Source organism: Kluyvera sp. NPDC087067 (genome assembly GCF_044745165.1).
In the GTDB taxonomy this organism is placed as follows: domain Bacteria; phylum Pseudomonadota; class Gammaproteobacteria; order Enterobacterales; family Enterobacteriaceae; genus Kluyvera.
The window spans coordinates 139,306-151,606 of sequence record NZ_JBIUZS010000006.1 but is presented as its reverse complement, the minus strand read 5'-3'; the positions used below and the strand labels follow the sequence as shown (position 1 = coordinate 151,606).

Below are 12,301 nucleotides of genomic sequence, written 5' to 3'. Positions count from 1 at the left end.
TTTTTTATAAGAGTGATGAATAATGAATTCGACAATCCTGCTGGCGCTTGCGCTGGTTTTGGTGCTTGAAGGCCTGGGGCCGATGCTCTATCCGAAAGCCTGGCGCAAGATGATCTCTACGATGACCCAATTACCCGATACGCTTTTACGTCGATTTGGCGGCGGTCTTGTGGTTGCTGGCATCGTCATCTACTACATGTTGACGAAAACGGTTGGCTGATTAAAAAAAGAGCATTCAGACGCCATTTTGTGGGTAAAAAGTGCTGTATATCTGAAAAAGCGATGGTAGAATCCATTTTTAAGCAACCGGTAATTTTGAAAATGGGTAACAACGTCGTCGTGCTGGGCACCCAATGGGGTGACGAAGGTAAAGGGAAGATCGTCGATCTTCTGACTGAGCGTGCAAAATATGTTGTTCGCTATCAGGGTGGCCACAACGCTGGTCATACTCTCGTAATCAACGGTGAAAAAACCGTCCTCCATCTTATTCCATCAGGTATTCTTCGTGAGAATGTCACAAGCATCATCGGTAACGGTGTTGTGCTTTCTCCTGCTGCGCTGATGAAAGAGATGAAAGGCCTGGAAGACCGTGGTATCCCGGTTCGTGAGCGTCTGCTGCTCTCCGAAGCCTGCCCGTTAATCCTCGATTATCACGTCGCTCTGGATGGCGCTCGCGAAAAAGCGCGCGGTTCCAAAGCTATCGGCACCACCGGTCGTGGTATCGGCCCTGCTTATGAAGATAAAGTCGCTCGTCGCGGTCTGCGCGTTGGCGATCTCTTCGACAAAGAAACTTTCGCCCAGAAGCTGAAAGAAGTGATGGAATATCACAACTTCCAGCTGGTGAACTATTACAAAGTTGAAGCTGTTGACTACCAGAAAGTGCTGGACGATGTGATGGCGGTTGCCGACATCCTGACCGGCATGGTGGTAGACGTTTCTGACCTGCTGGATCAGGCGCGTAAACGCGGTGACTTCGTGATGTTCGAAGGTGCACAGGGTACGCTGCTGGATATCGACCACGGTACTTATCCGTATGTGACCTCTTCTAACACCACCGCAGGTGGCGTAGCAACCGGTTCTGGCCTTGGCCCGCGCTATGTTGACTACGTGCTGGGCATCATCAAAGCGTACTCCACTCGCGTGGGTGCCGGTCCATTCCCGACCGAACTGTTTGATGAAACCGGTGAGTTCCTGTGCAAGCAGGGTAATGAATTTGGTGCAACGACCGGTCGTCGTCGTCGTACCGGCTGGCTTGATGCCGTTGCCGTACGTCGTGCAGTACAGATTAACTCCTTGTCTGGCTTCTGCCTGACCAAGCTGGACGTCCTGGACGGCCTGAAAGAAGTGAAAATCTGTGTTGCTTACCGTATGCCGGATGGCCGTGAAGTTACGACCACCCCGCTGGCGGCAGACGATTGGGAAGGTATTGAACCAATCTATGAAACCATGCCTGGCTGGTCTGAAACCACCTTTGGCGTGAAGGAACGTAGCGGTCTGCCACAGGCAGCACTGAACTACATTCAGCGTATTGAAGAACTGACCGGCGTGCCGATTGATATTATTTCAACTGGCCCAGACCGTACTGAAACCATGATCCTGCGCGACCCGTTCGACGCATAATTATGGTTCATGGTGCAGCGCCTGATGGCGCTGCGCTTATCAGGCCTACTCGCTTTGTAGGCCGGATAAGACGCAAAGCGTCGTCATCCGGCTTAATCGTGCGTTAAACCCTCGCTTTTTTCCTTCCTGCCATGAAATAAATTAGCGGCTCAGACGCTGGCTGGTTTATCATCAATATAATTAATATCAACAATCTTACCCTTTACTCCCCATTTCCCTGAGGTTGATGTGCAGTTAACAAGTTTTACCGATTATGGACTCCGCGCGCTGATTTACATGGCGTCACTGCCGGAAGGCAAGATGACGAGCATCTCGGAGGTGACCGAGGTCTACGGCGTGTCGCGTAACCATATGGTTAAAATCATCAACCAGCTAAGCCGTGCCGGATACGTGACGGCAGTACGTGGGAAAAACGGCGGTATTCGCCTGGGTAAACCGGCAAAAGAGATCCGCGTCGGCGATGTCGTGCGCGATTTAGAACCGTTAACGCTGGTGAACTGTAGCAGCGAGTTTTGCCATATAACGCCAGCCTGTCGTTTAAAACAGGCACTTTCAGAAGCCGTGCAAAGTTTTCTCAAGGAACTGGATAACCACACACTGGCCGATTTGGTTGAGCAAAATCAACCGCTTTATAAATTATTGCTGGTGGAGTAATTATTACTACCGCCGGCAGCGATGATGACGGAGGAACCGACATGTCAAAAGATCCTTTCCTGGAACGTGAAACCCAGAAGTACGACAACCCTATCCCGAGCCGGGAATATATCCTTGAACACTTAACAAAACGCGAAAAACCGGCAAATCGTGAAGAGCTGGCCGTTGAACTGAATATTGAAGGCGAAGAGCAAACTGAAGCTCTGCGCCGTCGCCTGCGCGCCATGGAGCGTGACGGGCAGTTAGTCTTTACCCGCCGCCAGTGCTACGCGCTGCCGGAACGCCTCGACCTGCTCAAAGGCATGGTCATTGGCCATCGCGATGGCTTTGGCTTCCTGCGCGTGGAAGGTCGTAAAGACGACCTGTATCTGTCGAGCGAGCAGATGAAAATGTGTATGCACGGTGATGAAGTGCTGGCACAGCCGCTGGGCGCAGACCGTAAAGGTCGCCGCGAAGCGCGTATCGTCCGCGTACTGGTACCGCGTAACGCGCAAATCGTTGGTCGCTACTTTACCGACGCGGGCGTTGGCTTTGTGGTACCAGACGACAGCCGCCTGAGCTTTGATATCCTGATTCCACCAGAATCAGTGATGGGTGCGCGTATGGGCTTTGTGGTGGTGGTCGAGCTGACCCAGCGCCCAACCCGCCGCACTAAAGCGATTGGTAAAATCGTTGAAGTGCTGGGCGAAAACATGGGCACCGGTATGGCCGTTGAGATGGCGCTGCGTACCCATGAAATTCCTTATGTCTGGCCGCCAGCGGTAGAAAAGCAGGTTGCCGGGCTCAAAGAGCAGGTGCCGGAAGAGGCTAAAGTGGGTCGCGTTGACCTGCGCGATTTGCCGCTGGTGACTATCGATGGCGAAGATGCCCGCGACTTTGATGATGCGGTCTACTGCGAGAAAAAACGCGGTGGCGGCTGGCGTCTGTGGGTAGCGATTGCTGACGTTAGCTATTACGTCCGTCCGCCGACCCCGCTGGACGGCGAAGCCCGCAACCGTGGGACATCCGTGTACTTCCCAACGCAGGTCGTCCCGATGCTGCCGGAAGTGCTCTCGAACGGTCTGTGTTCTCTGAACCCGCAGGTTGACCGTCTGTGTATGGTCTGTGAAATGACCATTTCGACCAAAGGACGTTTAACCGGCTTCAAATTCTATGAAGCGGTGATGAGCTCGCATGCGCGTCTGACCTATACCAAGGTCTGGCACATGTTGCAGGGCGACCAGGAGCTGCGTGAACAGTACGCGCCGCTGGTTAAACACATTGAAGAGCTACATAACCTCTACAAAGTGCTGGATGAAGCGCGTGCCGAACGTGGCGGTATCTCGTTTGAAAGCGAAGAAGCGAAGTTTATCTTCAACGCCGATCGCCGTATTGAGCGAATTGAACAGACTCAGCGTAACGATGCGCACAAACTGATTGAAGAGTGCATGATCCTGGCCAACATCTCAGCGGCGCGTTTCGTTGAGAAAGCCAAAGAGCCTGCGCTGTTCCGTATTCACGACAAGCCAACCACGGAAGCCATTACCGCTTTCCGTTCAGTGCTGTCGGAATTGGGTCTGGAGCTGCCCGGTGGTAACAAACCGGAGCCGCGTGATTACGCCGAACTGCTGGAGTCCGTCGCTGACCGTCCAGACGCTGAAATGCTGCAAACCATGCTGCTGCGTTCGATGAAGCAGGCGATTTACGACCCGGAAAACCGTGGTCACTTCGGTCTGGCGCTGCAATCCTATGCGCACTTCACGTCGCCAATTCGTCGTTATCCTGACCTGTCGCTGCACCGCGCCATCAAGTACCTGCTGGCGAAAGAGCAGGGGCATCAAGGTAACAGCACCGAAACCGGCGGCTATCATTACTCGCTGGAAGAGATGCTGCAATTAGGTCAGCACTGCTCGATGACCGAACGCCGTGCCGATGAAGCAACGCGTGACGTTTCCGACTGGCTGAAATGCGACTTTATGCAGGATCAGGTGGGCAACGTCTTTAACGGCGTGATTGCCAGCGTCACCGGTTTTGGCTTCTTCGTCCGTCTGGATGAGCTGTTCATCGACGGCCTGGTGCACGTTTCTTCGCTGGATAACGACTACTACCGCTTTGACCAGGTCGGTCAGCGTCTGATTGGCGAATCCGGCGGCCAGACCTATCGCCTTGGCGACCGTGTTGAAGTCCGCGTTGAAGCGGTCAACATGGACGAGCGTAAGATAGACTTCTCGCTTATCTCAAGCGAACGTGCCCCGCGTAACGTCGGTAAGACCGAGCGCGAGAAAGCGAAAAAAGGCAGCGGCGGTAAGCCTGCCGCCAGCCGTCGTCGTCAGGCGGGTAAGCGCACCAACTTTGAGCCGGACAGCGCCTTCCGCGGTGAGAAGAAAGGTAAAGCGAAAGCTAACCCGAATCAGACAGCGAAAAGCGGCAAAGCCAGCGCGAATCAAAACGCAGAGCAGGGCAAAGCCAAACCAGCCTCTGACAAAGCGGGCGCGAAAAAAGCCAAAAAACCATCGGCGAAGACGCAGAAAATTGCTGCTGCAACCAAAGCGAAGCGCGCCGCGAAAAAGAAATCGTCGGAATAGCCTTATTTCCCTCACCGCGACCCTCTCCCTTTCGGGGAGAGGGCTAGAGTGAGGGTAATCACAACGTAGAATTAACAACGAGTATATTCATGAGTGAAATGATTTACGGTATCCATGCAGTGCAGGCACTGCTGGAGCGCGCGCCTGAACGTTTTCAGGAAGTTTTTATTCTGAAAGGCCGTGACGATAAGCGTTTGATGCCGCTTATTCACGCACTGGAAGCGCAGGGCGTGGTGATCCAACTGGCGAACCGTCAGTACCTGGACGAGAAAAGCGAAGGTGCGGTGCATCAGGGCATTATTGCGCGCGTGAAGCCGGGTCGTCAGTATCAGGAGAACGATCTGCCGGATCTGCTGGCGTCAATCGACAAGCCGTTCCTGCTGATCCTCGATGGCGTAACCGATCCCCATAATCTCGGTGCTTGCCTGCGTAGCGCGGATGCGGCCGGTGTCCATGCGGTCATCGTACCAAGAGATCGCTCGGCGCAGCTGAACGCAACGGCGAAAAAAGTGGCCTGTGGCGCGGCAGAAAACGTTCCGCTGATTCGCGTGACAAATCTGGCGCGTACCATGCGTATGCTGCAAGAAGAGAACGTGTGGATCGTTGGTACCGCTGGCGAAGCCACTCATACTCTGTTCCAGAGCAAAATGACCGGGCCGATGGCGTTGGTGATGGGCGCGGAAGGCGAAGGCATGCGTCGTCTGACCCGTGAGCATTGTGACGAGCTGATAAGCATCCCGATGGCGGGCAGCGTATCATCGCTGAACGTCTCCGTGGCTACCGGCATCTGTCTGTTTGAAGCGGTACGCCAGCGCGGCTAAGCTTTCAGGGTGACGGCATAATGCGGTCGCCCTGACTTCCTGACTAAGAGGGGGAACGCGTTAAGTGCATTCGCCCTTCTTAACAAAAAGTGGCTGCCATTTATGAATTCTGCTCCATTCCCATCGCGAATTATCGCCCATTTCCCCTATAACTATTTTGCTTTGGTCATGGCGACCGGCATCGTCAGCATTGGCTGCGAGACGGTGGGCTTTCACGCCATTGCGCGCGTCCTGCTTTATCTTAATACGTTCCACTATGGGATATGCCTGGTGCTGGCTATCGCAAAACTCATCACCCATCCCACGGTCGTATGGGAGGATTTGATTCACTCCGATAAAGGCCCGGGCTATTTGACGATGGTGGCGGGTACCAGCATGCTGGGCGTGCAGTACAACACATTAACGACGCTGCATAGCGTGCCGAACGTGCTGATGTTTATCAGTATCTTCCTGTATCTGACGGTGATTTTCTCGCTTATTGCCGGTATCGCCATGTCGAAAGACAAATGCTCACCGGCACAAGGGCTGGATGGGCTGTGGCTGTTGTGTACCGTTTCGGGATGCTCGATTGTGGTGTTGGGCATGTCGCTACGAGGGAGCGCGCCGCAGCTTCAGATGCTCATGCTGACCGCGCTCTGGTCGGCGAGCATCATGCTTTATTTCATCATTATTCCGCTGATATTCTTCAAGTGGCTTTTCAGCTCGCTGAACCGTAAAGATTTTTCACCCTCATGGTGGATTAATATGGGGGCGTTGGCGATTGCCGCGCTGGCCGGCGTGAAGGTGCTGGAAAACGAACACCATGACCTGTTTCTCGCCGTGACGCCGTCGATAATTACCATCACCTTCTTCCTCTGGGCGGCAGCGGCATGGTGGCTGATACTGCTGCTGACGATTCTGGTCTGGCGCACGGTCACGCGCTCATTGAATCTGAGTTATGCGCCCGGCAACTGGTCGATTGTCTTCCCTTCCGGCATGTTTGCCGTCACCACAATGAATGTTATGCGCTATCTCCAGGTCGATTTACCGGCTGAATGGCTCAGGGTGGCGATGGCGGGCGTTTTGCTGCTGTGGTTGAGTTTTTACCTGTGGATGCTGGCGTCTTTCTGCAAGGGTATTAAGGCGCAATAACCTATTTTGTGATCCTGGTGCATTGTTGATGTTTTGCCGCCGTCCATACTTAAGGCATTGCCCAATGGCGGAGGGAGAGACAGTGCACTGGCAAACTCACACCGTTTTTAATCAACCTACCCCCTTAAACAACAGTAATTTGTTCTTATCCGATGTCGCCCTGTGCGAGGCGATAACCCGGCATGATGCTGGTTGGGATAGCGATCTGCTCGCCAGTATCGGTCAACAGCTTGGCACCGCTGAATCACTGGAGCTGGGGCGATTAGCCAATGCGCATCCCCCAGAATTACTTCGTTACGGCCCGCAAGGGCAACGACAAGATGATGTCCGCTTCCATCCCGCCTGGCATTTATTGATGCAGGGGCTGTGCGCCAACCGCGTGCATAATCTTCCGTGGGAAGAGGAGGCGCGCAACGGCGCGTTTGTTGCCCGCGCCGCACGTTTTATGCTGCATGCGCAGGTGGAAGCCGGAACGTTATGCCCCATCACCATGACTTTTGCCGCCACGCCTTTACTGTTAAAAACGCTGCCGCCGCTATTTACGGATTGGCAAACGCCATTAACAAGCGACCGATACGACCCGCATCAGCAGCCGGGGGCGCTTAAACGCGGCCTGCTAATTGGTATGGGCATGACGGAAAAGCAGGGGGGCTCGGACGTCCTGAGCAACAGCACTCACGCAGAGTGCCTGGCGGATGGGAGTTATCAACTCACCGGGCATAAATGGTTCTACTCCGTCCCGCAAAGCGACGCGCATCTGGTGCTGGCGCAGGCAAAACGCGGGCTAACCTGCTTCTTTGTGCCGCGTTTGCTACCGGACGGAACGCGCAACGCTATCCGCCTTGAACGGTTGAAGGACAAACTTGGCAACCGTTCCAATGCCAGCAGTGAGGTGGAGTTTGAGCAAGCGCTCGGCTGGCCGATAGGCGAAGAAGGTGATGGTATTCGGCAGATCCTGAAAATGGGCGGCCTGACGCGTTTTGATTGCGCGCTAGGCAGCCATAGCCTGATGCGTCGGGCGCTATCGGTGGCTGTTTATCACGCCTTCCAACGGCAGGCCTTCGGCCATAACCTGGTGGATCTCCCATTAATGCGTCAGGTTCTGGGCAGAATGGCGTTACAGCTGGAAGGGCAAACGGCATTCCTGTTTCGTCTCGCCAGTGCCTGGGGGCAATCTCATTCCCCGCAGGAAACGCTATGGGCGCGGCTGTTTACACCTGCTGCTAAGTTCGCCATCTGCAAAGCGGGTATACCTTTTGTCGCCGAGGCGATGGAAGTGCTGGGCGGTATCGGCTATTGCGAAGAGAGCGAGCTGCCTCGTCTGTACCGCGAAATGCCGGTGAATAGCATTTGGGAGGGGTCTGGCAACATCATGTGCCTTGATGTCCTGCGCGTTTTGATGAAACAACCGGATGCCGTTTCGCTGCTCGCCGCAGAGTGTGCTGAAGTGAAAGGTCAGGATCGTCATTTTGACCGCCACTGGCGCCAGCTACAGCAACGGCTGCGAAAACCCTCTGAGGCAATGGGGCGTGAAATAACGGGGCAAGTTTACTTACTCGGCGTTGGGGCACAGATGCTGCGCTACGCGTCTCCCCCTTTGGCCCAGGCCTGGTGCCGGATGATGCTTGATGCAAGAGGTGGCGTGTTGCTGAGCGAGCTGGTGATTAATGACGTATTAAGTCGTGCGACGGGAGGCGTTCGGTAAGAACTGGAGGACGTGGAAGAGGCGTAACAGCGTTAGCGCATCTTCCACTATTGGCTGGTCTTAGGCATAGATTATCGCCTGTGCACGCCAGTTATCTTGCTGCGGTTCTTCGTACATCTGAACAATACGGTACCAGGAAGCGCCTTGCTCGTCTGCCTTGCGCGCTATCTCCATCTCAACATCTTCCAGGCTTCCGGCAACGTTATCGACTGAAATCAGCCCGATCTCATTCAGCCCGGTGACACAATCAGCGCTGGCAAACTCTGCTGACTGTGCCGCGGTGGCGTGTGAACCGCCGGGCAAAAGCAGGGTAGATAAGGTTAATGATTGTTTCATCGTCAGCTCCATTTCACATAACCCAGTGGGGGCAGTCCATAGCAGACGCATATCCTGTATTGCGATAAGGCGCCATTGTGCATCAGGAAAACGTGAAACGGTGCAAACCTACGTAAAGCTGCTAAAGATTACCGACGGTAGAGGATAGCCTGTGAGTACCACTGTCCCGGCACTACGGTGTCATCAATCATGACGATCACATAGTAGTCCGCTTTCTGCGCGGTGGCTTTTGCCAGGATGGTTTCTTCAACATCCATCGGCGAGCCGTGCACCAGCGCGCTGACCGTACCCATGCGCTGCAAACCTTCCGTCTGGTTGCGACGAATCTCCTGCGGGTGGTCGGTGACCGCTGGCGGCGCTTCGGGCGTGCCTTCCAGCAGGGTACAACCGCTCAGCATGAGCGCCAGCAACATAGGGATAAACCGTTTTATCGCCATTTCCCGTTTCCTGATAGACATAGTGTAGTGGGGAAAAAATTCCCTTTTGGGTTAATGTTCCTGAATTGTTAACCATAGCGCTATTTTCGAATGAAAATACCCTGAAACCGTAACCGGGTTCTCAATGTTATCAATCAAGGGTATTGTCATCCTATCACTGCATTAATTTTCCTATGCTCTATCAGCATAGCTAAAGGAGTTAACCCATGATTGAACTGGAAATGCGCACGCTGGCAGGACAACAAATTCTTCATGCCTTCCCGAAAGGGGCCGCGGAAAAAGCGCTGCCCAGCATCGTGTTTTATCATGGGTTTACCTCGTCAAACGTGGTGTATAGCTATTTTGCTGTGGCATTAGCACAGGCGGGGTTTCGGGTCATCATGCCCAGCGCTGCCGATCATGGCGAACGCTTTAGCGGTGATAGCGAAGGTCGGCTACAGCATTTCTGGCAGATTCTCATACAGAACTTCACCGAATTTCCCGCACTGCGGGATGCGCTTCTGGCAAGCGAGCTGGTGAGTGATAACAGACTGGCGGTTGCCGGGGCGTCAATGGGAGGAATGACCGCGCTGGGACTCATGGCGCAGCATCCTGAATTGAAATGCGTGGCGAGCCTGATGGGTTCGGGCTACTTCACCTCGCTATCCCACTCGCTGTTCCCGCCATCTGCGGCGACAATACAGGAGCAGGAACGGCTGCGGACCTTGCTGGCAACATGGGATGTCGGACATCAGCTGGCGCGGCTGGCCGACCGTCCGCTGCTGCTGTGGCATGGTGAAGAAGATGATGTCGTGCCTGCGGGCGAAACCTTCCGTTTACAGCAAGCGCTTTGTGAAGCTCACCTGGATGAACGGTTGACCTGCGTCTGGCAATCCGGCGTTCGCCACCGTATCACGCCAGAAGCGCTGGCGAGCACGGTGACGTTTTTCCGCCAGCATCTTTAAACGCGGATAACCTGCACGCTCTGATCCTCGAGTTTTTTGAGGATCTCCGGGTCTGCCTGCTTGCCGGTGATCAGAATATCGATCTCATCAGCACGGCTAAACAACATGCCCGCACGCTCACCGACTTTGCTGCTGTCGACCAGTACCGCCAGCTTGCCCACCACGTTCAGCATTTTTTGTTCGGCCATCGCGGTCAGCATGTCGGTTTTATACAGCCCCTCAGCGGTAAGCCCTTTGCCGCTGGTGAACATCCAGTGTCCCGCGTAGAGGCTATTTTCGCTGCCTTGCGGGCTAAGCGTAATCGCGTGGCTACGGTTGTATTGGCCGCCCATAATGATCACGCTGTCGTGTTCTCTGTCGATAAGATAGTTTGCCAGCGGCAAATAGTTGGTGATTATCTGTACCGGCTTGCCGCAGATCTCCTGGCCGACTAAAAAGGCGGTTGATCCGCAGTTGATCACCACGCTTTCGCCTGGCATCACCAGCTGTGCCGCCGCTTTGGCGATGCGGACTTTCTCATCATGGTTCTGAGCCTGGTGAATATTCATTGGCGACCAGCGTGGCGGCTGCTGATTGATTGCCTCAGCGCCGTTACGCACTTTCTTCAGCTTGCCGCTTTCGTCGAGTTTGTTGATGTCCCTTCGGGCCGTGGCGGGTGAAATTCCCAGACGGGAAATCACCTGTTCTACTGTAACAAAGCCCGCCTGTGCCAGCAGTTCCAGTAGAATCTGATGTCTTTGCGCTTCCGTCATGAGCTAATCCGAAAAAAAATGATGAGTAAAGATGATATTTGAAAACCTGGCAAAATACTAAAAATTCTATCCGGGTGCGGTAGGGGCTTTCCGGGAGTGCCGTTTACGAGCAGGTCTGTGCGGGCTTTTCCCGGCGTCGCTTGCGCTCGGCCGGGCTACCTGTCCGGTTACCTGTTGGTGTGGGTGTGAGAGTAGCCCGGCCAAGCGCAGCGCCGCCGGGATCTCTGCGGAGCCAACAAATTACAGGAACGATTTAAACGGCAGATCCGGTTCAATGGTAAAGCAGTCATCAAAGCCGCGTGGATAGTGATATTCAAAGTTATCTTTATCCAATGGCCAGGTAAATTTACCGCCAACCTGCCAGATAAACGGTTTGAATCCATACTTCAGCCGATCTTTTTTCATCTCCCACAGCACGCGGATCTCTTGCGGATCGGCCTGGAAGTTTGACCAGATATCATGGTGGAAAGGGATCACCACTTTGGTATTCAACGCTTCCGCCATACGCAGCATATCGGCGCTGGTCATTTTGTCGGTAATACCGCGTGGGTTTTCACCGTATGAGCCCAGCGCGACGTCAATTTGATGCTCGTTACCGTGTTTAGCATAGTAGTTGGAATAGTGGGAATCGCCGCTGTGATACAGCGTACCGCCCGGGGTTTTAAACAGATAGTTAACCGCCCGCGCATCCATGCCATCCGGCAGCACGCCTGCCGCTTTTTGATCGGCTGGCAAGGTGATAAGCGCGGTGCGGTCAAATGCATCAAGCGCATGAATTTCAATATCTTTTACTTTCACCACGTCGCCAGGTTTAACCACAATACAGCGTGATGCTGGCACACCCCAACCGATCCACAAATCGACACAAGTCTGCGGCCCGATAAACGGCACATCATCTGCGCAATTCTGCATGACCGCAGCGGCGACGTTAACGTCGATATGATCGTTATGGTCGTGCGTAGCCAGCACCGCGTCAATCTGACGAATAGCGAACGGATCCAGCACGAACGGTGTGGTACGCAGATTAGGTTGCAGTTTTTTCACCCCTGCCATGCGTTGCATCTGGTGGCCTTGCTTCATCAGCGGATTACCGTGACTTTGTTTGCCGGTACCGCACCAGAAGTCGACGCAGACGTTGGTTCCCCCTTCTGATTTCAACCAGATCCCGGTACAGCCCAACCACCACATTGCAAAGGTACCCGGCGCGACCTGCTCCTGCTCAATCTCTTCATTCAACCAGCTTCCCCACTCCGGGAAGGTGCTCAGGATCCAGGATTCCCGCGAGATAGTTTCTACTTTGCTCATCGTGTTTTCCTCTTTTACTCGTCAAATGTAAT

The 12,301-nt window shown here is 54.2% G+C and carries 12 protein-coding genes; 8 read left to right on the top strand and 4 right to left on the bottom strand.

The features are described from left to right. The first annotated feature begins 22 nt into the window (after positions 1 to 22). From ACIPDS_RS16315 to ACIPDS_RS16285, 7 genes are all read left to right on the top strand, one after another. Entirely contained in the window at positions 23 to 220 is a 198-nt protein-coding gene (locus tag ACIPDS_RS16315; protein ID WP_166516597.1) for a DUF2065 domain-containing protein, read from the top strand. A 101-nt stretch (positions 221 to 321) separates the two neighbouring features. Further along, positions 322 to 1,620: an adenylosuccinate synthase gene (gene purA / locus ACIPDS_RS16310; RefSeq protein WP_166516713.1), complete on the top strand. Its 1,299-nt coding sequence runs from the start codon at positions 322 to 324 to the stop codon at positions 1,618 to 1,620. A 228-nt stretch (positions 1,621 to 1,848) separates the two neighbouring features. Then, the gene (gene nsrR / locus ACIPDS_RS16305; protein WP_166516598.1) at positions 1,849 to 2,274 is read left to right on the top strand and encodes a nitric oxide-sensing transcriptional repressor NsrR; all 426 of its coding nucleotides are present in this window, start codon (positions 1,849 to 1,851) and stop codon (positions 2,272 to 2,274) included. 41 nt (positions 2,275 to 2,315) lie between these two features. Further along, the gene (gene rnr / locus ACIPDS_RS16300; protein WP_166516599.1) at positions 2,316 to 4,838 is read left to right on the top strand and encodes a ribonuclease R; all 2,523 of its coding nucleotides are present in this window, start codon (positions 2,316 to 2,318) and stop codon (positions 4,836 to 4,838) included. An 89-nt stretch (positions 4,839 to 4,927) separates the two neighbouring features. Beyond that, positions 4,928 to 5,659 carry a 23S rRNA (guanosine(2251)-2'-O)-methyltransferase RlmB gene (rlmB, locus tag ACIPDS_RS16295; protein ID WP_166516600.1) on the top strand — a complete coding sequence of 244 codons (732 nt, stop codon included), beginning with the start codon at positions 4,928 to 4,930 and terminating at the stop codon, positions 5,657 to 5,659. A 102-nt stretch (positions 5,660 to 5,761) separates the two neighbouring features. Further along, positions 5,762 to 6,790 carry a tellurite resistance/C4-dicarboxylate transporter family protein gene (locus tag ACIPDS_RS16290; protein ID WP_400737911.1) on the top strand — a complete coding sequence of 343 codons (1,029 nt, stop codon included), beginning with the start codon at positions 5,762 to 5,764 and terminating at the stop codon, positions 6,788 to 6,790. Between the two features lie 82 nt (positions 6,791 to 6,872). Beyond that, a complete protein-coding gene (locus ACIPDS_RS16285; RefSeq protein WP_400737908.1) occupies positions 6,873 to 8,495 on the top strand; it encodes an isovaleryl-CoA dehydrogenase in 1,623 nt (540 codons plus the stop codon). A 60-nt stretch (positions 8,496 to 8,555) separates the two neighbouring features. Here the strand turns inward: ACIPDS_RS16285 and yjfN are convergent, their stop codons facing one another. Together yjfN and bsmA are read right to left on the bottom strand one after the other, a co-directional pair. Next, a complete protein-coding gene (gene yjfN, locus ACIPDS_RS16280) occupies positions 8,556 to 8,843 on the bottom strand; it encodes a DUF1471 family protease activator YjfN (RefSeq protein ID WP_400737905.1) in 288 nt (95 codons plus the stop codon). A gap of 116 nt (positions 8,844 to 8,959) precedes the next feature. Further along, positions 8,960 to 9,268: a biofilm peroxide resistance protein BsmA gene (gene bsmA, locus ACIPDS_RS16275; protein WP_400737902.1), complete on the bottom strand. Its 309-nt coding sequence runs from the start codon at positions 9,266 to 9,268 to the stop codon at positions 8,960 to 8,962. Between the two features lie 206 nt (positions 9,269 to 9,474). On the opposite strand from bsmA, the gene yjfP reads away from it, so the two are divergent. Beyond that, positions 9,475 to 10,212: an esterase gene (gene yjfP / locus ACIPDS_RS16270; RefSeq protein ID WP_400737899.1), complete on the top strand. Its 738-nt coding sequence runs from the start codon at positions 9,475 to 9,477 to the stop codon at positions 10,210 to 10,212. Here yjfP and ulaR read toward each other — a convergent pair. Both ulaR and ulaG read right to left on the bottom strand, forming a co-directional pair. Next, positions 10,209 to 10,964: an HTH-type transcriptional regulator UlaR gene (ulaR, locus tag ACIPDS_RS16265; RefSeq protein WP_166516606.1), complete on the bottom strand. Its 756-nt coding sequence runs from the start codon at positions 10,962 to 10,964 to the stop codon at positions 10,209 to 10,211. The two genes, yjfP and ulaR, sit on opposite strands and share 4 nt — an antisense overlap. A 240-nt stretch (positions 10,965 to 11,204) precedes the next feature. Further along, positions 11,205 to 12,269: an L-ascorbate 6-phosphate lactonase gene (ulaG, locus tag ACIPDS_RS16260; protein ID WP_166516607.1), complete on the bottom strand. Its 1,065-nt coding sequence runs from the start codon at positions 12,267 to 12,269 to the stop codon at positions 11,205 to 11,207. Positions 12,270 to 12,301 lie beyond the last annotated feature (32 nt).